Genomic DNA, 26,582 nt, shown 5'->3' on the forward strand with positions numbered 1-26,582 from the left:
CTATGAAGTTGAACAAATTATTTAAGCAAGCACTTGCAGTAGTGGGCCTTGCGTTATTGATTATATCTTGTGAGGATGAGTTTGGTTCTATAGGGACAGACATTGTAGGGCAAGTAAATTTTGAAACAGAGGTAGCTCAAGATTTTGAGGTTGCAGCATATAGCCGCAATTATGCAGATGCTTCTGGTTTTAATGGAGTGCAGACTAATGGTTCTCAAATTGGTGTTGTAGGTTATTACAATGACCCTACTTATGGATCTACTACGAGTAATTTTCTTTCACAAGTGGCTTTGTCAAGAACCAATCCTGACTTTGGAGATAATACAGAAGATAACCCTACAGTTATCGACTCTGTTGTCTTTTCACTAGCATATTTTGCGACTAATGAAGGTACGGATGATGATGGAGCTTCTACATATACACTAGATTCTATTTTTGGAAATACACCAGGACAGATGAAATTATCTGTTTATAGGTCTAACTTCTTTTTAAATAGCTTAGATCCAAATTCAGATTTTGAAGATGCCGCATTATATTTTTCTAATGAGATTGGAGATTTTGCTGGTGTAGAGGGAGATTTGCTATTTGAAGTAAGAGATATTAACAGTGCTGGGGAGCTGGAAGAAGGTTTTGTGCCAAGTGCAGAGGAGCTTGTTCTTACAGAGCCAGTTCTTGACGATGATGGAAACATACCAGAAGATCCAGAGTTTGAAGTTTCTGACAGGTTGAGCCCAAGAATTAGAATGGCTTATGATAATACCACAACAACAGGTGCAGAGGTTATTGCTTACTGGCAAGAAGCTATTATTAATCAAGAAGACACAGGAGTTCTACTTAATAGCAATACATTCAACGATTATTTTAGAGGTCTTTATTTTAAAGCAGAGCCTATAGATGATAAGGGAAGTACTATTCTATTTAACCTAACAGGGGTAGATGTAACCATATATTATAGCTTTGAAGGAGATGATGACTCAGGCGAACCAGGAGAATCTACAGATGATGGTGTAGGAGATATATCGCTCTCTTTAAGTGGTGTACGTGCTATAGGGTATACAAACGATTTTGGAATTAGCCCAATAGGCACAACAACCTTTAATGATAGCCAGAATACGGTAGATGGAGAAGAAAATCTATACCTTAAAGGTGGTGATGGTTCTATCGCGCTTATAGATTTATTTGGAGCAGATGCAGATGCAGATGGTGTTGCAGACCAACTCGAAGCTTTGCGTTCTTGTAATATCCTAATAAATGAGGCAAACTTAACTTTTTATGTAGATCAAGAAGATCTTAATGATGCAGGAGCAGGTCAGTTAGAGCCAGAACGTGTTTTTATTTATGACTATGATAATAATAGTACGCTTTTAGATGCTGCCATAGATGTAACTACAGGAACAAATGGCCCAGTTGATACGCGCATAAATCATTTGGGAAGACTTACTAGAGAAGTTGAAGATGATTTAGATAGTGATGGTGTAAGTTATAAAGTTAGAGTGACTCAGCATATCAATAATATTATCCAAAATGATTCTACAAATGTACGTCTCGCGCTAGCGGTTTCTCAAAATGTAACTGTTGAGAACACTGCGCTTATTGGAGGTACGGGTGATTCAGAAGATGGACAAAGAATTCCATTGTCTTCTGTTATCTCTCCAGAAGGAACGATATTGCACGGTAGTGCGAGTCCAAACGAAGAAAAGCGTTTGAGGTTAAGAATTTTTTACACACTAACAGAAGAAATAGATCCTACTAGCCCTTGCGGTATAGCATTAGGACTTTAAAAAATAATACATATGTGCGGAATTGTAGGTTACATAGGTCATAGAGATGCTTATCCTGTAGTTGTTCAAGGTCTAGAAAGGCTTGAGTACAGAGGTTATGATAGTGCAGGTATAGCACTATATGATGGAACGGACGTTAAGTTTTCTAAAACAAAAGGAAAAGTCGCAGATTTACGAGCTAAGCTCGAGTCAGATATCACTACAACTGGTGGTATAGGGATAGGTCATACAAGATGGGCCACTCACGGAGTGCCTAACGACGTTAACTCTCACCCTCACTTTTCAAATTCTGGAGATTTAGTAATAATACATAATGGTATTATTGAAAATTACGATCCACTACGTCAAGAGCTTATTAAGCGTGGCTATACTTTTGAGTCTGATACAGATACAGAGGTTCTCGTTAACTTAATAGAGGATGTCAAGAAAAACGAAGGTGTAAAGCTTGGTAAAGCTGTGCAGATAGCGCTTAATCAAACTATAGGTGCCTATGCAATCGCTGTGTTTGATAAAACGAAGCCAGACGAGATTGTTGTGGCAAGATTAGGAAGTCCGCTTGCAATTGGTGTGGGAGAAGATGAGTTCTTCATTGCATCAGATGCGACTCCTTTTATTGAGTACACAAAGAAAACCATCTATCTTAAAGATGGTGAGATGGCGGTAATACGCAATCATAAAAAATTAAAAGTACGTAAGATTAAAGATGACTCTTTAGTTGATCCGTATATAGAGGAGCTTCAGCTTAATCTTGAGCAAATAGAGAAAGGTGGTTATGATCACTTTATGCTTAAGGAAATTTATGAGCAGCCTCAAGCTATTAAAGATACCTTCCGTGGGCGTATGCTTGTGAAAGAAGGTATAATTAAAATGGCAGGTATTGATGATAATATCGAGAAGTTTAAAAACGCTCGCCGTATTATCATTATTGCCTGTGGTACTTCTTGGCACGCAGGTCTTGTGGCAGAGTATATTTTTGAAGAATTTGCTCGCGTTCCTGTAGAGGTTGAGTATGCATCAGAGTTTAGATATCGTAACCCGGTTGTCTTTAAAGATGATGTGGTAATTGCTATCTCACAAAGTGGTGAAACAGCAGATACGATGGCGGCTATTAAACTTGCCAAAAAACAAGGAGCATTTGTATTTGGAATTTGTAATGTAGTAGGTTCATCTATATCTAGAATTACAGATGCTGGAGCATACACACACGCAGGTCCAGAAATTGGGGTTGCATCTACAAAGGCGTTTACAACACAGATTACCATACTTACGCTTATCGCACTTAGGCTAGCGCAAGCTACAGGTAAAATGGCAGACTCAGAGTTTAGAAGTTACCTTCAAGAACTAGAGAGAATACCTGGAAAGGTAGAGAAAGCTCTTAAGTGTAATGATCAAGCAGAGCTCGTAGCAGCACAATATAAAGATGCGCCTAATGCACTTTACCTAGGTCGTGGGTACAACTTCCCAGTAGCGCTAGAGGGAGCATTAAAGCTCAAAGAAATCTCATACATACACGCAGAGGGATACCCAGCTGCAGAGATGAAGCACGGGCCTATAGCTCTTATTGACGAGATGATGCCAGTTTTTGTAATCGCTATGAGAAAAGGCCATTATGAGAAAGTGGTAAGTAATATTGAAGAGATTAAAGCACGTAGTGGTAAAATAATAGGTATTGTTACAGAAGGTGATACAGAGGTAAAACGCCTTGCAGATCACATTATCGAAATACCAGAAACACTTGAGCCACTCACACCTATACTTGCAACCATACCGCTGCAATTACTGTCTTATCACATCGCTTTGATGCTTGATAAAAACGTAGATCAGCCACGTAATCTTGCAAAGTCCGTTACGGTAGAGTAGGTAGTAAATAATTAGAATTTTTTAGAAGGATATTTTAAACTCAAGTTTAAAATATCCTTTTTTTATGTGTTACTTTTTGGCCGAGCTAAAAAGTTTTTGGCATAGAAATTATCACGGGTAATAACCGTAACCCCTAGTTTTTAGTACGCTTTCGCGAAAGCGTAATGATCACTAAAAAAAGCACTTCAAAAACTTACACTTTACACTTTTGCATAAAAAATTAAACAGTATCTTTGCACGACGAAAAACAACAAGTTTTTCGCTATTATTTTGCTAAACATTAATATAGAGACTAATGTCACAAGTTACAGGTAAAGTTGCACAAATTATAGGCCCAGTAGTAGATGTCGCTTTTGAGAGCGGAACTGAATTACCTAAAATTTACGATTCACTAGAAGTTACAAACTCAAACGGAACAAAATTAGTTCTTGAAGTACAGTCACACATTGGAGAGAATACAGTACGTACAATCTCAATGGACTCTACAGACGGATTAAGCCGTGGAGTGGATGCTGTTGCAACAGGATCTGCTATACAAATGCCTATTGGGGCAGATATTTATGGTCGTCTATTTAATGTAATAGGTGATGCTATTGATGGTATGGATGATCTTCCTAAAACTGGAGATGCAGGTTTACCTATACACCGTAGCGCACCAAAATTTGAAGACCTATCAACATCTACAGAAGTACTTTTTACAGGTATTAAAGTAATCGACCTTATTGAGCCTTATGCAAAAGGAGGAAAGATTGGATTATTTGGAGGAGCAGGAGTAGGTAAAACAGTACTTATACAGGAGTTGATTAACAATATTGCAAAAGGTCACGGTGGTCTTTCTGTATTTGCAGGAGTAGGAGAGCGTACGCGTGAAGGAAATGACCTTTTAAGAGAGATGCTTGAGTCTGGTATTATCAAATACGGAGATGACTTTATGCACTCTATGGAAGAAGGTGGATGGGATCTTTCTAAAGTAGATAAAACTGCGATGAGAGACTCAAAAGCAACTTTCGTATTCGGACAAATGAACGAACCACCAGGAGCACGTGCACGTGTGGCACTTTCTGGACTTACTATAGCTGAGTACTTCCGTGATGGAGCAGGAGAAGGACAAGGAAAAGATGTACTTTTCTTCGTAGATAACATCTTCCGTTTTACTCAAGCAGGATCAGAAGTATCTGCACTTCTTGGACGTATGCCATCTGCCGTAGGATACCAGCCTACACTAGCAACAGAGATGGGTGCGATGCAAGAGCGTATTACTTCTACAAAGAGAGGATCTATTACATCTGTACAAGCGGTTTACGTACCTGCAGATGACCTTACCGATCCAGCACCAGCAACAACCTTTGCTCACCTTGATGCAACTACAGTACTTTCACGTAAGATTGCAGAGCTTGGTATTTACCCAGCGGTAGATCCACTAGACTCTACATCACGTATCCTTACTGCAGATATCTTAGGTAATGAGCACTATGAGTGTGCACAAAACGTAAAAGAGCTTTTACAGCGTTATAAAGAACTTCAAGATATTATTGCCATCTTAGGTATGGAAGAATTATCTGAAGAAGATAAAATGGCCGTAGGACGTGCACGTCGTGTACAACGTTTCCTTTCTCAGCCTTTCCACGTAGCAGAGCAGTTTACAGGTATCCCAGGAGTACTGGTAGATATTAAAGAAACTATCAAAGGATTTAATATGATTATGGACGGAGAGTTAGATCACCTTCCAGAAGCAGCATTTAACCTTAAAGGAACTATCGAAGAGGCGATCGAAGCAGGAGAAAAAATGCTTCAAGAGGCTTAAGAGATTTTTAATTACGCTTTCGCGAAAGCGTACTATAAATTATAAACTATGCATTTAGAAATTGTAACTCCAGAGGCATCTCTAGTAAGCGGTGAAGTATCATCGGTTACCGTACCGGGTGTTAATGGTGAATACCAAATGTTAGATAATCACGCAGCAACTGTTTCTTTACTAGGAGCAGGTACTGTAAAGTTTGAAGGAAATCCTACTATAGCCGATGGTCAAGAAGGTAAATTTACCAAAACACCAGACGGTAAGTGGTCACTTGTAATTGCTAGTGGTACTGTAGAGATGAACAACAATAAAGTGATTGTGCTAGCAGATTAAAGCGCATTAACATACATTATTAAAAGCCCAAATTCTTATGAGAATTTGGGCTTTTTTATTCTTTTGGAAATAAATATTAGAGTTTTTATGTAGAATACTCCAGTATATCGCCGGGTTGGCAATCTAAGGCCTTACAGATAGCCTCAAGCGTAGAGAAACGCACTGCCTTTGCCTTACCAGATTTTAGTATAGAAAGGTTTGCTGTGGTGATGCCTATGATTTCAGCAAGCTCTTTGCTCTTCATCTCACGATCTGCAAGCACCTTGTCTAAGTTTATCGTTATAGGCATAGGTTATATGGTTAGATCGTTTTCAGATTTGAGGATGTGTGCATCTTTTAAAACCGTAGTAATTGTTATGATGGCTAGTCCCAATATGACAGTGTAGCTATTCTCAAAGGCATTAATAACCATTTGAGGAGCTTGGTTAGTTTCAGCTTGATTAAAATAGCTCATTAGGTATAATCTCCAGCAAAGAGAAATAATACCGTATGCGATAAAGGCTACAGCTCCAAAATTGAGCACCTTTATACTTCTCAAATTAAAGTATCCATATTGTATCATAAACCATAGTCCCTTAGCGACAAGTAAGTGAGCTGCGCATAATATAATGATAGTTGCTACATAAGTTGTGATGAGTAAATGACCCTCACCATCTGCATTGAGAAGATCATCTAAGTAGTTTAAAAAAGTGATATTGAAGATGACCTTAGCTAGATTTAAAATAAGTAAACCTACAATCACGCCCAGAAGTAGTTTTATGTTTTTCATAATAGAAAATTATATGGTTAGATTATTTTCTTCATTGATAGTCTGTGCTTTTGCAAATGCTTCACTCAAAAACATAAAGAAAAGCCCAAAGAGAATAAATACAAGCATCCCACCATCAATGTTTATTTTTAATTCACTCAGGACAAGGAGGTCTACGATAATCTTGACAATAGTTGCTCCAATTCCAATCGCTATAAAGTAGTTGCCTGCTTTTTTAAAATTACAGATAACCTTTTGTGTAAAATATACACCAGTAGCTAGGATATCCACTGTGTTTTTAATCAACCTAATGGATAGAAAGTATAGCAAGTATAGCGAGCCTATTAGAAAGAGAACGATAGCAGTTTTTGTGGAGGAAAGCGAGTTTATGTTTATTTGATCACCAAAAAATGAAACCTCAGTTTTCTTTCCTAGATATAGAAGAAATGGGATGGTAATAAGCCCTATCGCAAATAGTATTACCATTAGGTAGTAGTAAAGGGAAATTAGTTTTCTAAGAATTGCTAAATTTTTCATTTTATTATCGTTTTACAATAACAAATATATAAAAATTATTGAAAAACAATAATTTTATTTAAAAATCACACATAAAAAATCCCCAGCACTATTTTTAGTGCTGGGGATATAACCTTTAAGGATGGGCCTTTACTTTTCTTGTAGCCAGTATTTTTTGAGCTTACGAGCTTTTTTACCTGCATTTTCATCGGTGGCGATGGTGTAGGTAGGGTCTGCGCTTACTGTTAGGTTTGTGGTTGCCTCGCTACCAAAACGTTTATAAGTCACTGCAATCGTTTGACCTACAGTGAGCTTTTTAACTAGCGCATTATAGGCATCTACAGTAGTTATCGCTGCATCATCTATTGCAGTTATAAAATCCCCTTTATTAAGCTTTGCAACATATGCAGGCGAGCCTTTTGAAGTTGGGCTAGCAATTCGTAATCCGCTTTCAGACGCGTTTACACGTAGTCCTAGATAAGGCTTGTTTTTATCTTGTGTGATTGTAAGTCCCGCATTTGATAGTAGGTTTTGATAATCTGGCATCTTACTATCATAGATATATTGAGAGAAGAACGCTTTCGCGAAAGCGTCACCCGCATACCCAGAGAGTACATTTTCAAGATCTTGAATACTGTATGAAACCTCCTTTTTTCCAAACTGATTCCACACCGCTTTAAAATAGTCATCTAGATTAAGCCCTTGCTGGCGGAGTGAGAGGTCAAGCGCTAGACCCAGCACACTTCCATAAGAATAGTATGAGATAAAGGTGTTGTTTCTATTTACAGGATCTACAGAGGTCGCGGCATCTACAAAAGGTGCCTGGTAGCTCATCTCAATCGGGTTAAAATAATCGCGGGCAGGCGAGTTCCATACATAGTTGAATGTTCGGTTGAGTCCTTTTACATAATCTTCACTGGTGATAACGCCTGCGCGGGCAAGAATTAAGTTAGTGTAGTAGCTTGTAAAACCTTCGGCAAACCATAGGGATCCACTCATATTTGCCGCTGTAAAGTCAAAGGACTCGAGATCTGCTGGGCGTATGCGCTCTACATTCCACGAGTGAAAAAACTCGTGAGAAACCGTTCCTATATTGCCTTCCATACCACCAGCTGCTAGTGATTCTCTGTCGGTAAGTATGGTACTATTGCGGTGTTCCATTCCATCACCAGATACGTGAGGAGCGTAACAAGCAAGAAAGGTGTACTCGCCAAAATCATAGGCAGGCAACTCTCCAAACACTTCTTTTTGAGCAAGAACAATGGCTTTTACCTTTTTCCAGTAGGTGTCAAAATCTTCTGCACTGTCATCACTATGCAATGCAAAGCGTATGTTTTTACCATCTACCATAAACTCTCGCAACTGGTAATCACTTACCTCTGTAGGGCTGTCAAAAAAAAATTGTAAATCTGGTGCTGTAAATGTTGTTTGTGAGACATTTTTGAGTTGGCTAGCAACTTTCCAGTTTAAGTCTCTTCTTACATTAAAGTCTATCTTGATAGGGCGATGCTCTTCTCCCTCCATAAACATAAATGTAGCAGGCATATTGAGGTGTGCGTGTGACTCATCTATTTGTGAGTACGTACCATCTGCCCTATTTGCAAAGAGTGTGTAGGATACGTTTATTTCTCCATCGTGATTTTTAATTTCCCAAGAGTATGGATCTGGTCTGGTTGTCTCTAGTGTTTCTCCTTTACTGTTTGTTGCCTTAAAGTCAAATACATTTTTTGCAAACTCGTGTATAGCATAACGTCCCGGTGATGATCTACTCATACGTACGGTAACGGTCTTCTGTTTAAGTTCTGGGAAGGTGACAGCAATGCTAGCCTCGTGATGTACGGCATTCTCAAAGGAGATGCTATACTCATTAGTTTGAGCGATACAAAAGGAGCTTAAGAGTAATGCAATATGAAGTAATCTCATAAAGGAAAGTTTAGATTTTAAAAGTAAGAAACTAACGGCACTTCTATCCCTACAAAATGTCACATTGGTGAAGTATCTTTACCATATGTTACCAAAAAAATTACAGAAAAAACTAGATACTCGAAAAGCTACGCAAGCACTACGAGTGCTCACGCCTTCAGCAAATCTCGTTGACTTCTCGTCAAACGATTATTTAGGGTTTTCTAGTAATAGTAGCATCGCCCAGAAAATTACAGGACGCGCTCAGGCTATATTGCAAGAAGAGCAGCTCAGTGCAAATGGAGCCACAGGGAGTAGATTACTATCTGGTAATCACAAGCTATACGCTCGCACAGAGGAGATGCTAGCAGATTTTCACAAAGCAGAGAGCGCACTTGTTTTTAATAGTGGGTATGATGCAAACGTGGGCTTCTTTCAGAGTGTGCCGCAGCGCGGGGATCTTATACTCTATGATGAGTATATACACGCTAGTATACGAGATGGTATACAGATGAGCTCAGCTAGAGGCTATAAGTTTAAGCATAACGATATCGCCAGTATAAAAGAGCTGGTCTCTAGGTTGCGAGAGATGCATCACCTAGATGATCAAGAAGGTGCCATCGAGCTATACCTTGTGACCGAGTCTGTTTTTTCTATGGATGGTGATACGCCAGACCTTCTTGCTATTGCAGACATCTGTAAAAAAAATGGCATACACCTCATTATAGATGAAGCGCACGCAACCGCTGTGTTGGGACCTCAAGGCGCAGGACTCGTACAAGAACTACATCTAGAAGATAAAGTTTTTGCACGCATTATCACCTTTGGTAAAGGGATGGGTGCACACGGAGCCGCGATTTTAGGTAGTGAGGCTTTAAGGAGCTATCTGGTAAATTTTGCACGGTCTTTTATTTATACCACTGGGCTGCCTCCACATTCACTTGCCGTTATTTTAAGTGCTTATGAGCAATTGTTAGAACGTACAAATGAGGATGCGCCAGAGGTTGTGAACTTGCGCAAACTTATAAATCATTTTAAGGCCGAAGTACAAAGATTAGCTTTAGGTGAGCTCTTTATAGATAGTGACTCTGCCATACATTGTGGTGTGATACGTGGTAATGATGCGGTAAAGACGCTTTCGCGAAAGCTAAAAGAAAACAACTTTAACGTCAAGCCTATTTTATCGCCCACAGTGCCTCAAGGTCAAGAGCGCCTGCGTATTTGTTTGCACGCATATAACAGTAAAGATGAAGTTACTGAACTTCTAGAATTAATAAAAAGCCAATTATAGCGAGAAACAAGCTCAGTCATTAAAGAGCTTTGTTGAACTACAAAAGAATATAGGATGAAAGATAAACAAGCTACATATTTCATTACAGGGACTTCTACAGATGTAGGAAAGACAGTTGCTGCAGCCATTGTTACAGAGGCTTTGCAAGCAGATTACTGGAAGCCTGTGCAAGCTGGAGATCTTGATAATAGTGATACTCACAAAGTCAAGCGATTAGTTAAAAATGAAATATCGCAATATCACGATAACAGTTTTGCTTTACAGACACCTATGAGTCCACACGCGGCTGCTGCTATAGATAATGTAACCGTTACCGTAGATAAAATCAAAAGACCAGAAACCACAAACTCACTTGTAATCGAGGGTGCAGGCGGCTTACTAGTCCCTATAAATCAAACCGAAACCATTGCAGATGTAATAAACCCTACAGATAAAGTGATTGTAGTATCGCGTCATTACCTAGGGAGTATTAATCACACATTGATGACTATTGAATTACTCAAGGCACGTAATCTTGAGATAGGTGGTATTATATTTTCTGGAGATGAGCATCCTACCACAGAGGCTATAATTAAGAAAATGAGTGGTGCAACCGTAATAGGTCGTATTGATGAAGAACCCTACTTTGATGAAAATGTTATTGCAGAGTATGCAGAGCGCTTTCGCGAAAGTGTAATAAATCTCTAGACTATTTTTAAATTCTTTCTAACTAAGAAGGCTATTGCCTTAACTAACTTTGCACTAAACTTATAATTGTGACTATACTAGAAAAAGACAGCAAGCACCTCTGGCACCCACTCACGCAGCATCAAACAGCTAGAAATCCTATTGTGATTACACGCGCAAAAGGAGCCGTGATGTATGATGATGCTGGTAATGAGTATATAGATGGTATTGCATCTTGGTATACCGCAATGTATGGTCACGGTAATGAGTACATCACTAGCGCGATGCATAAACAAATGCAGCAGTTGGATTTTGTAATGTTCAGCGGGTTTACGCATCCGCCAGCAGTTACCCTTGCCGAAAAGTTGGTAGAAATTTTACCGGGTAACCAAGAGAAGGTTTTTTTTAATGATAACGGCTCGACAGCAGTAGAGGCGGCTATCAAAATGTCACTGCAGTATTATCACAACAAAGGAGATAAGAGAGATACGCTTATCGCTTTAGAAGACGGTTTTCACGGCGATACCTTTGGGGCGATGAGCGCCTCGGGTTTGAGTTCGTATAACGGTCCTTTTGAAGATTTTTTACTTAAAGTAGAACGTATCCCAACTCCGCAAGATGATAACCTTGACGAAGTAATGGCTATGCTAGAGGGGATACTTGCATCAAATAAATGTGCGGCTTTTATTTTTGAGCCATTAGTACAAGGTGCTGCTGGGATGAAGTTCCACTCGGTCGCGGGTCTTGATGCGCTTGTAAAAAAATGCCGAGAGGCAAATGTACTCACCATTGCAGATGAGATTATGACCGGTTTTGGAAAGACGGGAACCGTCTTTGCCTGTGACCAGTTAGATAATAAGCCAGATATAATGTGCCTCAGTAAGGCACTTACTGCGGGAATGTTTCCGCTTAGTATCACAAGTTGTACTCAAGAAATCTTTGAAGGCTTTTTAAGTGAGGAAGTACATAAAGGGTTTTTTCACGCACATACCTTTAGTGCGCATCCCGTAGGTTGCGCTGCGGCTATTGCAGGAATTGAAGTGTTGCAAACCGAAGAAATCACACAAAGTAGAGAGCGTATTAACGCTGCTCATATGGCATTTGCAGAAACTGTAAAAGCACATCATAAAGTGAATAATGTGCGAGTAAAAGGTGTTGTAATCGCCATAGATCTTACTATAGAGATGGCGCGCTATGGCAATCTGCGTGACGAGCTCTACCAGTTTTTTATGCAACGAGGCGTAGCACTTAGGCCGCTAGGTAATACCATTTATGTGCTACCGCCTTATGTAATTACAGACGAAGAGCTGGCCAAAGTGTATACCGCAATACAAGAAGCGCTAGATCATTTCTAGTTGTCTTCTAGCAGTAGTGGCGCCAGGTCAATTACTTGGTCACTGTCATCTATAGTGACATTATAAACCTCATACACTTTCTCATCATCCTCACCACTAGTGATGATATGTATGACGCCAGTTCCGTTAGGGCCTTTTATGGGAGTTGTCGCATTAGTTCTTTTTTCTCCATTATTAAAAGAGATATTAAAACTCCCAAAACCGTCACTTTCTATAGGTTCTCCTAGTACAGCAATCACTTCTTGGTTAGATTGTACTTGAGCCAGCGCCTCATCACTTCCAGAAGCTGTTTTGATTTTATTTGCAAAAGCAAATACGCCACCTACTATTAATATGACTCCTATTACGACTATAGAGAGGCATCCTCCTACGGGTACAGCCCATTTCCAGTTGCGTTTCCACCAGCTAGGCTTCTCTATAAGTTCATTTTGATTATCCATTGTGATTGATTTTTAGATAGGTAACAGTTATGAGGTAAAAGTTACACTTCTTTTTAAGAAAACTCAAAAATAGATGGGGTACGCTTTCGCGAAATTGTACTTTTGTAAATCCAATTTTAAACAAACTTATACTTTGAAAACTCCTATAGCTATAACCGGTCTAGGTTCTATCTCTCCATTAGGTTCAAATGCTGAAGAGCAGTGGAACGCATACCAAGAAACAACTACAAAAATTGCTTGGGAAGAAGAGCTAGAAGCATTTACTGCAAGGTTAACACCAGAGGGCCAAAAAGCTATTCAGGCTATACGTCGAGAAGATAAAAACTATTTAAGAATAGATCCATCTGTACTATATGCTCTTTATGCGGGTAGAATTGCTGTAGCGCAAGCAGGGTGGAAAGATGGAGATTTTGGTATAAACGTAGGTTCTTCAAGAGGTGCAACACAACTTTTTGAAAAGTTTTTTGAAACGTATAAAGAACGAAACATCGTTCCTACACAGGCATCACCATCTACTACGCTAGGTAATATTTCATCTTGGCTAGCAAACGATTTAAAATCTACTGGACCAGACATATCGCACTCTATAACGTGCAGTACTGCTTTGCACGCTTTATTAAATGGCGTGGCGTGGTTACAATCTGGAATGGCAAAAAAATTCTTAGTAGGTGGTTCTGAGGCGGCACTTACACCGTTTACCATTGCACAAATAAGAGCAATGAAACTCACACCTACAGAAGAGGGTACGAGTGCATATCCTAATATGGCGCTTAACCTCTTTAAAAAGAAAAACACAATGGTGCTAGGAGAAGCTGCAGCAGTAGCTTGTCTTGAGTTAGGAAAAAAGAAAAATGCACTTGCATATGTAACTGCAGTAGGGTATGCTACAGAGATGCTAGATCACGCAGTATCTATATCTGACGAGGGTCTTTGCTTCCAGAAATCTATGAAAATGGCACTGGGCAAAACAGACCTTTCTGAGATAGATGCTATTGTAATGCACGCACCAGGTACAATTAAGGGCGATACCTCTGAGATGGGGGCTGTAAAAGCCGTTTTTGGTGAAGAGCTACCTATGCTCACTACAAACAAGTGGAAAATAGGCCACACCTTTGGCGCAAGTGGTTTGTTAAGTTTAGAGCTCGCTATAAATATGTTGCAAGAGCAACGTTTTATAGGTGTACCATACCTCAAGGACAAAACAAAAGATCAAGCTCTTAACAAGATTCTTGTAAACGCTGTAGGTTTTGGAGGTAATGCCGTGAGTATTATAGTAGAGAAAGCTTAGGGTTGTATTACGCTTTCGCGAAAGCGTACCAAAAGAACTTTTAACACATAAAATTATACCAGTACTGGCTACATTTTTTTAAAAACTTAGTAATAGCCATTTACTTGCTTAAGACTATTTCATATTTTTACGTTATGACAGAAATAAGACACAACTGGACCAAAGAGGAAATACTCGCTATTTATAATAAACCTATGATGACGCTTTTGTATGAAGCGGCAACTACCCATCGCGAGCATCACGATCCAAATACGGTACAAGTTTCTACCCTTTTATCTATAAAAACTGGTGGATGTCCAGAAGACTGTGGGTACTGCCCGCAAGCGGCAAGATACCATACGGATATAGAAGGTAATGACCTTATGTCTGTACAACAAGTAAAAGCACAGGCTTTACGTGCAAAGGCGTCTGGAAGTTCAAGAGTATGTATGGGAGCAGCCTGGCGTAATGTAAAAGACGGACCAGAATTTGATAACGTACTAGAGATGGTGCGTACCATAAACAAGCTAGATATGGAAGTGTGCTGTACCCTAGGTATGGTGACAGAAAATCAAGCAGAGCGTCTAGCAGAGGCTGGATTATATGCATACAATCACAACCTTGACACCTCAGAAGATTATTATAAAGATGTCATTTCTACGAGAGCTTTTGAAGATCGTCTAGATACGATTTCTAACGTGCGTAAGACTAATGTGACCGTATGTTCTGGAGGAATCATAGGTATGGGAGAAGCTGTAGAAGATAGAGCAGGAATGCTTGCAGCACTTGCAAAGCTTGACCCACAGCCAGAGTCTACACCTATTAATGCACTAGTGGCAGTACCAGGTACACCTATGGAAGATATAGATCCTATATCTATCTGGGAGATGATACGTATGGTTGCAACTACAAGAATAGTATTACCACAAACGCAGGTGAGACTATCTGCAGGAAGAACAGAGATGAGTAGAGAAGGACAGGCTATGTGCTTCTTTGCAGGAGCAAACTCCATCTTTGCTGGTGATAAACTACTTACTACACCTAATCCAGATGTAAATGAGGATATGAAAATGTTTGATCTATTAGGTCTTACTCCTCAAAAGCCTTTTGTTAAAAAAGCGCAACCAGAATCTGTAGAAGCAGTAGATTCTAAGTTTGAATCACTTGGAGAAAAACCAAAATGGTCACGCCCAGGACACAAAATAGAGCGCAACGAAGAGGCAAAACTTGCCGGAAAAGCGCTTAAGTAGGCAGAACCATATTTGAAGTAATATCGTAGATATACGCGAGAGTATACCACAAAACACTAACTCCCTTCTGGGAGTTAGTGTTTTGTGATACTATAGCTTTACATAATTTAAGGTCATCTTATATGCAGTTACAAGAAATCACAAGAGTACATACTATAACCAAAAAGGAATTTTTACGTGATTACGTAAAGCTGCAGAAACCCGTGGTTATAGAGCACCTTATAGATGACTGGAAGGCTTATGATAAATGGAACCTCGCCTATATAAAAGATATAGCTGGAGATAAGGAGGTGCCACTTTATGATGATAGACCCGTAAAGCACGACGAAGGTTTTAACCAGGCGCACGCTACAATGAGTATGCGTGCATATGTAGACTTACTCAAAAAGCAGCCTACTAACTATCGCATTTTTCTGTATAACTTAATGAAAGAAGTTCCTTCATTAAAAGAAGATTTTAAGTTTCCAAAAATAGGTTTAAGATTGCTCAAGCAAATACCTATGCTGTTTTTTGGTGGAGAGGGGAGCAAAGTCTTTATGCATCACGATATAGACTGGGCAAATATCTTACACTTTCACTTTGAGGGTAAAAAGCAATGTGTGTTATTTCCTCCTAGTGAGACGCCACACCTTTACAAAGTACCTTACTCCCTCATTACCCGCGAGGATATCAACTTTGATGATCCAGATTATGACAAGTTTCCGAATCTCAAAAAAGCTAAAGGTTTTATTTGCCACCTTAATCACGGCGAGACACTGTATATGCCAGAAGGATACTGGCACTATATGAAATATGAAACTCCTGGATTTAGTATGAGTTTACGTGCGCTTCCGCGAAAAATGTCTAACCTCAGGAAAGCGTTGTATAATGTGTTCTATATGCGTCACTATGATAACTTTATGAGACGCCGAAAAGGACAGGCTTGGATAGACGAAAAAAATGAGCGTGCAATGAGCGTTTCAAAATAGTAGGGCTTCTTGACTTATTCTTTGGTATTGTATACTAAATCTTAAAATATCACTAACACAATACAATGACTTAGCATTGAGTGTGTTGTTTGTCTATCATAAAAGCTGTTATATCGATAATTTTTCATTTTTAACAGTTATGTTGTATTAGGAGTAATGTTTTTTTGATATTTGCTTTATACCCAACCCCTAGAATATTCAATAATGAAGAGAGTCCTCTTGATAGATGACGATAAGGCTGTAAATTTCTTTAATAAGCGAGTAGTCGTAGGCCACTCAGGATTTGAGCACATTAAAACAGTGCAAAGCGGAAAAGACGGGCTGTTATTTTTAGAACAAGTGCTATCTGGCAATGAGATAAAACCAGACATCATTTTTCTAGATATTAATATGCCAGCTATGAATGGCTGGGAGTTTTTAGATCACTATGAACTTTTTAATGAAGATTTTAGAAGTGACATACAAGTGATTATCCTTTCTAGCTCTTCAAACCCAGAACACGTAAAAAAATCTATAGTAAATTATGAGGTTCTCGACTTTATAAATAAGCCCCTTTCATTCAGCATACTAGATGACGTTTTAGAAACCGTAAATGACGCTTCCCTAAGGCTCGCAAATAATAAATAACACAACTTGGAGTATAAAGCCTTATTGATTGATGACAGTAAACCTGTATCCTATTTTAACAAAGTTGTATTAGAAAGATCTGGTAAATTTTCTTCTATTGAAGTAGCGAGCAATGGGCTTGAAGCTATTGAAGCTTTAGATGCTGGTTATCTAGCCGATATTATTTTTTTGGATATCAATATGCCAGTAATGAATGGCTGGGAATTTTTAGAACACTACCAGCAGCGAGAAAATCATAATATCCCTATTATATTGCTTCTTGCAACGATGCCCAGACAGGCAGAACAAGATAAACTAGCGACTTACCCATTTGTAAAAGGGGTAAAGAAAAAAATGCTTTCACCAGAGATGCTTGAAGAGGTGATCGATCAAATGATCTTAGTTTAAATAATGTGTAATGTTATAGCTATAATGCCTAAGTATACTAAGTCCTTACTATTTCTTTTCTTTATAATTTCAACAGTAAGTTATAGTCAAACTAGAGCAAAAATTGTTGGTGTAGTTACAGATAATTATGGCGTGCTTCCTGGAGCATTAGTCTCAATAGAGGGCTATAATAAATCAACACAAACAGATATAGATGGAGCCTTTAGTTTTGAAGTAGATGAGGGAGAGTATGTCTTATCTGCAAGTTTTGTAATGTATAATGTACAGTACAACACCGTCGTTTTAAAAGCGGGGGATATTAAGGAGATTAATTTTAAACTAGAAACTGGTTTTTCGGCAGATGAGCCTATTTCTCTTGGTACTAGATCAGACCCGGTCTCTTCGTTTCAAAACACAGCCTCTGTAGATATTATTTCGCCACAGCAAATTTCTAATTCTCCACAAATAGAGCTTAGCCAGATCCTTCATTATCTCGCTCCTTCATTTTATTCAACACATCAAACCATAGCAGATGGTACAGATCATATAGACCCTGCAACACTTCGTGGTTTAGGTACAGATCAAGTACTTGTATTAATTAATGGTAAGAGAAGGCATAATAGCTCATTACTTAATGTAAATGGCACAATAGGTAGAGGAGCTGTAGGAACAGATTTTAATGCGATACCAGTAAGCGCTATTGAAAGAATAGAGATTTTAAGAGATGGGGCAACTTCTCAGTATGGATCTGATGCTATTGCTGGTGTAATCAATATCGTATTAAAGAAACAGACCAATGCAATCACACTTGATAATTTAGTAAAAATTAATCAAGAGGGTGATGGTCTTACTCAGTTTGCAGGAGCAAATTTTGGGATGAAAATAGGTAAAGAAGGATTTTTAAATCTAACTGGAGAGTATAGAAAGAGAGAGGCAACAAACCGAGCTGGTAATTATACAGGCAGTGTTTATGTAGATAACGCAGAAGAAGACGCTAGTCTCATTGAGGAAAATGATTTTTATACTCAAACAGGTTACTCAGACAGACAGGTTATGCAAATAGGAAATGCTGAGACTCAAAATCTCGCAATTCATTTTAACGGCGAGATTAAAGTCTCAGATAGTGCGAAGGTTTATCTTAATGGTGGTAGAAATTATAGAGAAGGAAAGAGTGCTGGTTTTTATAGATTTCCAAAAGATCAGGACCGTGTGATAACAGATTTATTTCCTAATGGATTTTCGCCTCAAATTCTTACAGATATTCAAGATGATGCGGTTACGCTAGGCATAAAAGGGGTAAAACGTGAGTGGACTATAGACTTTAGCCATTCTATAGGTACAAATTCTCTCGATTATACGGTTAATAATTCTAACAATGCATCTATGGGTGTGGCTTCACCTACAACCTTTTATGCCGGAGGGTTTTTATATAGTCAGAACACATCAAATCTAGATCTATCTAAGTCTTTTGAATGGCGTTCTGGGCTTAATTTTTCTTTTGGAGGTGAGCTTAGAGTAGAAAATTACCAGATAGGAGCGGGAGAAGAAGCCTCATATATAGATGGAGGAAGTGTCTTTATAAATGAAAATGGAGAAGAAGTACCTAGAATTGCTGGAGCTCAAGTTTTTCCTGGTATACAGCCAGACAATGAGCTTAATAAGTTTAGAACAAATAGCTCTTTTTATGTAGATGTAGAGGCAAATGTTACAGACCAATGGCTAGTACAAGGAGCAGCGAGAAATGAAAATTATAATAACTTCGGGAATCAAATTATCTGGAAACTCGCCTCACGTTACAAGATATATGAAAATACCAGTATAAGAGGAGGCATCGCAACAGGCTTTAGAGCACCCTCATTACATCAAGTTTTTTTTCAGAATATAAGCACACAATTTATAGATGGAGATATTGTACAAGTGGGTACATTTAATAATGAGAGTGCCCTTACCGCACAAGCTTTTAATGTAGATAAGTTAAGGCCCGAGCTCTCTAACCACTATAGCGCAGGCTTAAGTAGTAAGATTAATGATTACTTATCTGTCTCGCTAGACTACTATTATATTTCTATACAAGATAGAATTGTTCTCTCTGGTAGAATTGCAGATGGGTATGAAAGTATATTAGACCCTTTTGGAGTGGGAGCGGCGCAGTTCTTTACAAATGCTATAGACACAAAGACTTCAGGATTTGATGCTTCTGTAGTATTTAAAAAATCATTGGGAAATGGAAATATAGAAAGCTACTTAGGTTTTAATATTAATAAAACTAAGGTGGGAAGCGATATTAGAGTTCCAGAAGCTTTTGAGGGGGCAGAAGAGGTTATTTTTAATAGAGAAGAAATAGGACGCCTTGAAAAAGGACAACCGGGTTATAAACTTAGTTTTAGAAATTTTTATGACGTTCAAAAACTCCGTGTTCAACTTAATAACACATTGTTTGGGCCAGTAACGTATTTCCATCCAGAAGATGGCAGCTCAAATAATTGGGTTCTCAATGAGTTTACTGGCAATATAGAGTCAAGAGATCAAAAATTCTCGCCAAAGATCATTACAGACCTTTCTATAGATTATCAGTTCAGCTCTAGAGTAAGAGCAGCGATAGGAGGAAATAACATCTTAAATGTGTATCCAGATAAGCATACCCATTCTTCAAATACAAGTAATGGCAACTTTATTTATAGTAGGAGGGTAGGTCAGTTTGGTGTACAGGGAGCAAATTATTTTATTAAAGTCGCTGTGAAGCTGTAATAGGTATATGATGAGGTCGGTTTCATTTTTTAAAATAGTTATTACCTACCTCTTTATAGGGGTATCTATTATTCTAAATGCACAGCAACAACCCAGCCAAGTCTCGAGAGTACAAAGAGCTATTTATATCTTTAATATAGCGCAGCAAGTAAGCTGGCCAGAACAGCTAGAAGAGCAGTTTGTAATAGGCGTGCTGGGCCCAGATAGAACGCTTATTGACCTCAGAGCAATGGCTCAACAAAGAAGAGTACAAGACAGACAGGTTGCTGTAGTAAACTTTTTATCCATAAAAGATATTCAAGATGTAGATGTACTTTATGTAAATAGAAAGTACAATTACCAGATGCCGTATGTCTTACAATCCCTAGAGAATAAGGGAGTGCTAGTTATTGCAGAAGACTACCTATTTAATTCCTCTATGGTTAACATAGTGCGGGTAGGAGAAACTTTTAGACACCAGATTAATCAAGGCTTATTAAGCCAAAATAGCTTTAAGGTAGCCCCGTCACTACAGTCATATGCAATTGCAAATTCAGAAAAATGGCAAGCACTTTTTGAAGAGGCGCAAGATTCTCTCCAGACAGTTCTTGCAAATGCAAAAGAAAAGGATGAGGTAATTAATCGTCAAGAACGTGAGTTATTAAGTCAAAACGAAATTATAGATACCATACAAGAAATTGTAAAGTATAAAGACAACTCTATACAAGAGTTGAGAGAAGTAGATAAACTACAAAAGAAAACTATAGAAGACAAAAGGGAGATTGCACAGCAGCTTGAGATCAAAATCAAAAATCAATTAAGAGAACTAGATAAGCAAGAAGTTGTTTTACAAAATAGCAAGAGAGAAATCAAGCTTAGGCAAGACAGTATTGAGGTACAAAAAGTAAGTATAAGTGATCAAAAAAAGGTGCTGCTCGAGCAGTCTTCAGAGTTAGACCTAAGAGCTACTGTAAACTGGTTACTTACAGGTATAGCGCTATTATTTCTTATTGCTGGTTTTGTACTATACAAGAATTATCGCACAAAAAAGAAACTTATAGAGCAACTCACTATTCAAAATGCAACCATACTTGAGCAAAAAGAAGAATTGAGTCAAAAAAATGAAGACCTGGAACAGTTTGCATATATCGCTAGTCACGACTTACAAGAGCCACTTAATACTATTTCTAGCTTTATAGGCCTCATAAGAGGAGATTATGGAGAACAGTTTGATGAGGTGGGAATGCAAAGTCTAGAATTTATAGAAGAAGCAAGCGATCGTATGGCTAAGCTTATAAATATGCTTCTTGAGTATTCTAGAATAGGTAAAACAAGAGTTTTTACTCAGGTTGACACTCATAAAGTACTGCAAGATTTAGAGAAAGACATTACATCACTTGTATCACGCACAGGTGCCACCATAAATTATACACAACTGCCAGTGGTGTCTGGCTCTGAAGTGGAGCTGCGCTTATTGTTCCAAAACTTAATCACAAATGCACTCAAGTTTTGCCCAGAAAATAAACGTCCCGTTCTCAATATAACCACAACAAAAGTGAGTAGTGTTGATAACCCATCGCAAGGTATGTGGCAGTTTGCCTTTGCAGATAATGGTATAGGTATACATCAAGCACATCAAGATCGCATTTTCTCCATCTTTCAGCGACTACATACTAATGATGAGTATGAGGGAACCGGTATTGGTCTTGCACACTGTAAAAAGATTGTAAGTATCCATAAGGGAAGCATTTGGCTAGACTCAGAGCTTGGTAAAGGCACCACCTTTTACTTCACAATACCCTACGGTATATAATTAGGGTTGTATTACGCTTTCGCGAAAGCGTAACCACAAGCAACACAAACTACATTTAAAACCTGCTACCAGTAATTTACTTAAATTGCTATGCACTAGATGTTGTTTTAAAACTAAAGCCTAAATGATGGAACTCACGTCAACCTATTGGAATAATCGCTATGCTGAGGGAAGTACAGGCTGGGATTTAAAAGAGGTCTCTCCACCTATCAAAGCCTACCTCGATCAATTAGAAAATAAGGAGCTTAAAATTTTAATCCCTGGTGGCGGTTATAGCTATGAGGCCCAGTACTGCTGGGAGCAGGGGTTTAAGAATGTGTCTGTAGTAGACTTTTCTCAACTTGCATTAGAAAATTTGAAACAGCGAGTGCCAGATTTTCCTAGTTTGCAACTCATACAAGAAGATTTCTTTACATATCACGGTCAGTTTGATGTCATTATAGAGCAAACGTTTTTCTGCGCATTGCAGCCAGATTTGAGACCTGCTTATGTTGCACATATGCATACATTGCTTAAGGCTAAAGGAAAGCTTGTAGGCTTACTTTTTAACTTTCCTCTTACTGAGAAAGGACCACCATACGGAGGAAGCACTACAGCATATGAAAACTTGTTTTCAGAATACTTTGACATTCATAAAATGGAGACTGCTTATAACTCAGTAGCTGCTCGTGCAGGTAAGGAGTTATTTATCAAAATGGTAAAAAAGTAAACTAGTAAATACCACAAAACAATGATCGTACAACTCGCCGAAGGAACTATTAAAACCAAATATGGCACTTATAAAGAGATACTCTTTTATGACGGTATCAAGGAATCTCACGCGCTAGTGATGGGAGATGTGAGCGGAGCAGAAGATGTGCTTTGTAGGGTACATTCCTCGTGCATTTTTGCTCACCATTTTAATAGTATAGAGTGTGATTGCCGTGAGCAAATGGAAATATCACAGCAACTTATAGAACGAGCAGGAAAGGGCATTGTAATCTGGCTAGAACAAGAAGGAAAAGGAAATGGTCACTATGCACTCCTCAATACCTTACCCCTTAAAAAACAAGGTATGCCGCAGGCAGATGCGTACGAGGCCGTAGGTTTTCATAAAGACAATAGAGACTTTTCGGCAGCAGCAAAGATTTTGAAACATCTAGAGGTAAATTCCATCACGATGATTACTGGTAATGAAAAGAAAACCAAAACACTCACAGACCTCGGCATACGTGTAAGTGGTATTCAACCTACGGAGTTGTAATGTGAGTACGCTTTCGCGAAAGCGTGATTTTAAAACAATACCGGTATCACATAATACGCCAGCGCAAAGAGTAAGCCCACCGAAATTAAATTTAAAACCACGCCCACACGTGCCATCTGGTCTACGCGCACGTGACCACTTGCAAAAACAATCGCATTAGGCGGTGTAGCCATAGGGAGCATAAAAGCACAACTAGAAGCAAGGGTTACGGGAATGACCATCTGTAGCATAGGCACATCCATCCCGATGGCAATACCTACCACAAGAGGTACGAGTATGGTCACGAGGGCTACATTACTCATTAACTCGGTCATAAAGAGCATTAAGAAAATAAGCACGGCAGTTACTACCCACATACTCCAGTCTTCTTGCTGTGAGATGTAATCTCCTATCATATCTATAAAGCCAGATTGCGCTAGTCCAGAAGCGAGTGCAAGACCACCACCAAAGAGAATGAGTATCCCCCAAGGTAATCGCGAAGTATCTTCCCAACTGAGCGGAAAAGAACCTTTCTTATAATTAATAGGTACTATAAACATAAGAAGCGCGGCAATGACAGAAATGGTCGTATCTGTAAGGGTAATATCTGGCAGCAGGTTGTTTAAATACGAGCGCAACATCCACGAGATTGCGGTAATGAGGAAAATGGCTAAAACCACTTTCTCACCCTTTGAGATAGGACCTAGTTTATCGAGTTCGGTTTGTATAATATTTGCAGACTTCCCTATGGTGCCTAAGCCGTTGCGATAAAAGACGCGGGTAATCATAAAGTAGGTGATAGTCATCAATAAGATAGAAAAGGGAACGCCCATTTTCATCCATTGAAAAAAGCCTATATCTACATTATAACTTTCGTTTAAAAAGGCAAGCATTACAGAGTTAGGCGGTGTGCCTATCAAGGTTGCCATCCCACCTATATTTGCGCCAAAGGCGATGCCTAGCATAATACTAAGTGCAAAGTTGCGGTCGTTTTTAGTAAATCCATCTTCGTCATCTATGAGAAGCTGTATAACAGATACAGCTATGGGGAGCATTACGACCGTACTTGCTGTGTTTGAAATCCACATACTCATAAGGCCAGTGGCAATCATAAAACCTAAGATGATACCGTTTGCTTTAGTCCCTGTGATTTTGAGAATTGACAACGCAATACGCTTGTGCAGTTGTACTTTTTCTAGCGCTAGGGCGATTACAAATCCTCCAAAAAATAGATACACAATAGGGTTTGCATAATTGCTTGCAACTTCTTTTATAGTACCTATACCAAGTAGTGGAAATAGTGCTAACGGGATTAACGCCGTCACAGAAATAGAAACAGCTTCTGTAATCCACCAGATAATCATCCATACGGCAATGGCAACCACTTTATCTATCGCTGGGTTGATAATATCAAAAGGCAATGCCAGTATGAGAATGCAAAGTAACGGGCCTGTGATAAAACCTATTTTTCGCGAAAGCGTAAATTCTTTCATAGCCCTAAAAATAGGTAAAAAAGAAAACTACCTACCCTTTAAAAATAGCGCAAGTCTTATTTTCCAGTACGGCATCTCCTCTTTGAAGTATTCATAAAAAGATTTGAGCTTGTCTGGATCTGCCACTTTTAAGATAGCGTCGTGTACTTGCTTGACCTCTACAGGCTGTATGAACTGGTAAAAATCTATCTCCATACCCTCTTCGTGCAGCTTTATGAGGTGATTGTAAACAGAGCCTATGGTGAGCTTGCGAGTCTCTGCAATTTCTTCAAGTGAGAGGCCTTGCTGGATGAGGTTTTTAGTCTCAAGATACGTTTTGCTACCGGTTTTAGGTTTTGGTTTTTTGAGGTGTTCTTTGATGAGTTTTAAAAAGTCGGCGCCATATTTTTCCATTTTGGCTTGCCCTACACCTTGTATGTCTAAAAACTGTTTTTGAGTCACAGGCTCTTGGTCTTCCATATCTTTAAGAGACGCATCTGAGAATACAATATAAGCCGCAACATTTGCCTCTCTAGCAAGTTCGGCTCTTAGCTCTCGTAGTTTGTCAAAAAGAGAACCTTTTGGTTTTTTAGGCTTACGTTCTTTAGTAATCGGTTTGGCTTTCTCCTTACTAGGTTTTGCAAGTTGTATCTTTTTACCGTCGTATAAAACTTCTTTAGAAAGCGGTGTGAGGAGAAGTCTTCCGCTTTCGCGAAAGCGTATTTCTAACAATCCTTGATTAATCATTTGTATCACATACTGCTGAAGATCTCGCCAAGAGACATCTTTTGCAGCGCCGTAAGTTTTTATATTTTGGTACCCTTTGTCATAAACCTGTGCGTTTTGAGAACCTCGTAAAACGTCTATCACGGTACCCATTGCTTCCTTTTGTTGCATACGCGCCACCCCGGAAAGTACTTTTTGAGTAAGTACGGTACCATCAAAATATGCGGGTGCATTTTTACAAATATCACAGTTGCCACAGTCTTGCGATAAAAACTCGCCAAAATAATTTATGAGAACCTTACGCCTACAGCTTAGAGCCTCTGCATATTGCTGCATACGGTCAAGCTTAGCCATCTGGTAGTCGGCATTTTTTGCTCCATCTATAAACTGGCGTAGCTGCATCGTGTCTGCATAGCTATAAAAAAGCACGGTGTGTGAGGGTAAGCCATCACGACCTGCTCTACCTATTTCTTGATAATATCCTTCAAGATTTTTAGGCATATTATAGTGTATGACCCAGCGCACGTTACTCTTGTCAATACCCATCCCAAAGGCAATTGTGGCACAAATTATAGGTGTGGTGTCGTTTATAAAATCTTCTTGCACTTTTGAGCGTTGCTCTGCACTCATACCTGCGTGGTAGGCGGCAGCGTTGTGCCCGTTGCTCTTAAGTTTGGCCGCGAGATTTTCTGTGCTTTTTCTTGATAGACAGTAAATGATACCACTCTCAAAAGGGTGATCTTCTAGAAAGTCAAGAATTTGCTCGTTTCTTTTTTGACCTGGTCGCACGTCCAGATAGAGGTTAGGTCTATCAAAAGAGGAGATGTATTTTTTTGCTTGTGGGATACTAAGTTGTTGTGCAATGTCATCTTGAGTAGACCTATCTGCAGTTGCCGTGAGTGCTACAAGTGGTGTTTCTGGGTAACGTCTTTTTAAATAGCCTAGTTGTGTGTATGCGGGTCTAAAATCGTGTCCCCAAGATGAGATACAGTGCGCCTCATCTATGGCAATGAGTGATATCTTTATTGTAGAAAGTACGGGGTCTAATAGTTGTAAACTCTCTGGAGCCACATAAATAAGATCTAGCGCATTGTGCTGTAGGTCTGACAGTACCTTTTGCGTCTCTTCTGGTGGTTGAGTACTGTTATAATAGGCTGCCTTAATACCATTTGCTCGCAAAGCATCTACTTGATCTTTCATTAAAGCAATAAGCGGTGAGATCACGAGGGCAACCCCGTCAAGCGCCAGGGCTGGCAGTTGAAAACACATAGATTTACCACCACCCGTAGGCATTATGACTAGTGCATCTTGCCCATTACAAATGGACTCAATAATCTCTTGCTGGTTAGGTCTAAAGCCATCATAACCAAAGTGAGTTTTGAGTAATTTATGTAAATCTTGTTGTGTGGGTAGTGCAGAATTTGTCATTGGGACAAAGGTACTCAATGTATGAT

At 39.1% G+C, this 26,582-nt stretch carries 23 protein-coding genes; 16 read left to right on the forward strand and 7 right to left on the reverse strand.

Annotation, left to right across the window (positions count from 1 at the left end):
- The first annotated feature begins 2 nt into the window (after nucleotides 1-2).
- From ABVM49_RS05715 to ABVM49_RS05730, 4 genes are all read left to right on the forward strand, one after another.
- A complete protein-coding gene (locus ABVM49_RS05715; protein WP_038597730.1) occupies nucleotides 3-1,781 on the forward strand; it encodes a DUF4270 domain-containing protein in 1,779 nt (592 codons plus the stop codon).
- A 12-nt stretch (nucleotides 1,782-1,793) separates the two neighbouring features.
- Entirely contained in the window at nucleotides 1,794-3,641 is a 1,848-nt protein-coding gene (gene glmS, locus ABVM49_RS05720) for a glutamine--fructose-6-phosphate transaminase (isomerizing) (RefSeq protein ID WP_405203404.1), read from the forward strand.
- A 295-nt stretch (nucleotides 3,642-3,936) separates the two neighbouring features.
- Nucleotides 3,937-5,445 carry a F0F1 ATP synthase subunit beta gene (atpD, locus tag ABVM49_RS05725; protein WP_035334816.1) on the forward strand — a complete coding sequence of 503 codons (1,509 nt, stop codon included), beginning with the start codon at nucleotides 3,937-3,939 and terminating at the stop codon, nucleotides 5,443-5,445.
- A 48-nt stretch (nucleotides 5,446-5,493) separates the two neighbouring features.
- Complete coding sequence (locus ABVM49_RS05730) at nucleotides 5,494-5,772, forward strand: F0F1 ATP synthase subunit epsilon (RefSeq protein ID WP_405203405.1); 279 nt, start codon at nucleotides 5,494-5,496, stop codon at nucleotides 5,770-5,772.
- Between the two features lie 85 nt (nucleotides 5,773-5,857).
- Here the strand turns inward: ABVM49_RS05730 and ABVM49_RS05735 are convergent, their stop codons facing one another.
- From ABVM49_RS05735 to ABVM49_RS05750, 4 genes are all read right to left on the reverse strand, one after another.
- Nucleotides 5,858-6,061 carry a helix-turn-helix transcriptional regulator gene (locus tag ABVM49_RS05735; protein ID WP_035334814.1) on the reverse strand — a complete coding sequence of 68 codons (204 nt, stop codon included), beginning with the start codon at nucleotides 6,059-6,061 and terminating at the stop codon, nucleotides 5,858-5,860.
- Between the two features lie 3 nt (nucleotides 6,062-6,064).
- Nucleotides 6,065-6,541, reverse strand: a complete 477-nt coding sequence (locus ABVM49_RS05740) for a hypothetical protein (RefSeq protein WP_405203406.1) — start codon at nucleotides 6,539-6,541, stop codon at nucleotides 6,065-6,067.
- Between the two features lie 9 nt (nucleotides 6,542-6,550).
- A complete protein-coding gene (locus tag ABVM49_RS05745) occupies nucleotides 6,551-7,057 on the reverse strand; it encodes a hypothetical protein (RefSeq protein WP_405203407.1) in 507 nt (168 codons plus the stop codon).
- Between the two features lie 129 nt (nucleotides 7,058-7,186).
- On the reverse strand, nucleotides 7,187-8,959 hold the full coding sequence (locus tag ABVM49_RS05750; protein WP_405203408.1) for a M61 family metallopeptidase: 1,773 nt from the start codon (nucleotides 8,957-8,959) through the stop codon (nucleotides 7,187-7,189).
- A gap of 145 nt (nucleotides 8,960-9,104) precedes the next feature.
- On the opposite strand from ABVM49_RS05750, the gene ABVM49_RS05755 reads away from it, so the two are divergent.
- From ABVM49_RS05755 to bioA, 3 genes are all read left to right on the forward strand, one after another.
- Entirely contained in the window at nucleotides 9,105-10,229 is a 1,125-nt protein-coding gene (locus ABVM49_RS05755) for an aminotransferase class I/II-fold pyridoxal phosphate-dependent enzyme (protein ID WP_405203409.1), read from the forward strand.
- 54 nt (nucleotides 10,230-10,283) lie between these two features.
- Nucleotides 10,284-10,916 carry a dethiobiotin synthase gene (bioD, locus tag ABVM49_RS05760; RefSeq protein WP_405203410.1) on the forward strand — a complete coding sequence of 211 codons (633 nt, stop codon included), beginning with the start codon at nucleotides 10,284-10,286 and terminating at the stop codon, nucleotides 10,914-10,916.
- 68 nt (nucleotides 10,917-10,984) lie between these two features.
- Nucleotides 10,985-12,250 (forward strand): adenosylmethionine--8-amino-7-oxononanoate transaminase, encoded by a 1,266-nt coding sequence (gene bioA, locus ABVM49_RS05765; RefSeq protein WP_405203411.1) that lies wholly within the window; start codon nucleotides 10,985-10,987, stop codon nucleotides 12,248-12,250.
- Here the strand turns inward: bioA and ABVM49_RS05770 are convergent.
- Nucleotides 12,247-12,690: a cytochrome c oxidase assembly factor Coa1 family protein gene (locus ABVM49_RS05770; protein WP_035334805.1), complete on the reverse strand. Its 444-nt coding sequence runs from the start codon at nucleotides 12,688-12,690 to the stop codon at nucleotides 12,247-12,249. The two genes, bioA and ABVM49_RS05770, sit on opposite strands and share 4 nt — an antisense overlap.
- A 133-nt stretch (nucleotides 12,691-12,823) precedes the next feature.
- Here ABVM49_RS05770 and ABVM49_RS05775 point away from each other — a divergent pair, with 133 nt between their 5' ends.
- The 9 genes from ABVM49_RS05775 (at nucleotide 12,824) to ABVM49_RS05815 (ending at nucleotide 22,951) form a co-directional block, all read left to right on the forward strand.
- Nucleotides 12,824-13,978, forward strand: coding sequence for a beta-ketoacyl synthase N-terminal-like domain-containing protein (locus ABVM49_RS05775; protein WP_405203412.1), 1,155 nt, complete (start codon nucleotides 12,824-12,826; stop codon nucleotides 13,976-13,978).
- Between the two features lie 134 nt (nucleotides 13,979-14,112).
- Nucleotides 14,113-15,207 carry a biotin synthase BioB gene (gene bioB / locus ABVM49_RS05780; RefSeq protein ID WP_035334803.1) on the forward strand — a complete coding sequence of 365 codons (1,095 nt, stop codon included), beginning with the start codon at nucleotides 14,113-14,115 and terminating at the stop codon, nucleotides 15,205-15,207.
- Between the two features lie 122 nt (nucleotides 15,208-15,329).
- Entirely contained in the window at nucleotides 15,330-16,175 is an 846-nt protein-coding gene (locus tag ABVM49_RS05785) for a cupin-like domain-containing protein (protein WP_405203413.1), read from the forward strand.
- A 204-nt stretch (nucleotides 16,176-16,379) separates the two neighbouring features.
- Nucleotides 16,380-16,802 carry a response regulator gene (locus ABVM49_RS05790; RefSeq protein WP_405203414.1) on the forward strand — a complete coding sequence of 141 codons (423 nt, stop codon included), beginning with the start codon at nucleotides 16,380-16,382 and terminating at the stop codon, nucleotides 16,800-16,802.
- Between the two features lie 6 nt (nucleotides 16,803-16,808).
- A complete protein-coding gene (locus tag ABVM49_RS05795; RefSeq protein ID WP_405203415.1) occupies nucleotides 16,809-17,189 on the forward strand; it encodes a response regulator in 381 nt (126 codons plus the stop codon).
- Nucleotides 17,190-17,192: 3 nt separating this feature from the next.
- Nucleotides 17,193-19,916: a TonB-dependent receptor domain-containing protein gene (locus ABVM49_RS05800; protein ID WP_405203416.1), complete on the forward strand. Its 2,724-nt coding sequence runs from the start codon at nucleotides 17,193-17,195 to the stop codon at nucleotides 19,914-19,916.
- Nucleotides 19,917-19,923: 7 nt separating this feature from the next.
- The gene (locus ABVM49_RS05805) at nucleotides 19,924-21,708 is read left to right on the forward strand and encodes a YfiR/HmsC family protein (protein ID WP_405203417.1); all 1,785 of its coding nucleotides are present in this window, start codon (nucleotides 19,924-19,926) and stop codon (nucleotides 21,706-21,708) included.
- Nucleotides 21,709-21,835: 127 nt separating this feature from the next.
- Nucleotides 21,836-22,417 (forward strand): methyltransferase domain-containing protein, encoded by a 582-nt coding sequence (locus ABVM49_RS05810; protein ID WP_405203659.1) that lies wholly within the window; start codon nucleotides 21,836-21,838, stop codon nucleotides 22,415-22,417.
- A 21-nt stretch (nucleotides 22,418-22,438) separates the two neighbouring features.
- A complete protein-coding gene (locus ABVM49_RS05815) occupies nucleotides 22,439-22,951 on the forward strand; it encodes a GTP cyclohydrolase (RefSeq protein WP_035334799.1) in 513 nt (170 codons plus the stop codon).
- 29 nt (nucleotides 22,952-22,980) lie between these two features.
- Here the strand turns inward: ABVM49_RS05815 and ABVM49_RS05820 are convergent, their stop codons facing one another.
- Together ABVM49_RS05820 and recQ are read right to left on the reverse strand one after the other, a co-directional pair.
- Entirely contained in the window at nucleotides 22,981-24,423 is a 1,443-nt protein-coding gene (locus ABVM49_RS05820) for an SLC13 family permease (RefSeq protein WP_405203419.1), read from the reverse strand.
- A 27-nt stretch (nucleotides 24,424-24,450) separates the two neighbouring features.
- Nucleotides 24,451-26,556 (reverse strand): DNA helicase RecQ, encoded by a 2,106-nt coding sequence (gene recQ, locus ABVM49_RS05825; RefSeq protein ID WP_405203420.1) that lies wholly within the window; start codon nucleotides 26,554-26,556, stop codon nucleotides 24,451-24,453.
- Nucleotides 26,557-26,582: the final 26 nt, after the last annotated feature.

This window comes from Dokdonia sp. LLG6352-1, assembly GCF_045055815.1.
In the GTDB taxonomy this organism is placed as follows: Bacteria; Bacteroidota; Bacteroidia; order Flavobacteriales; family Flavobacteriaceae; genus Dokdonia; species Dokdonia donghaensis.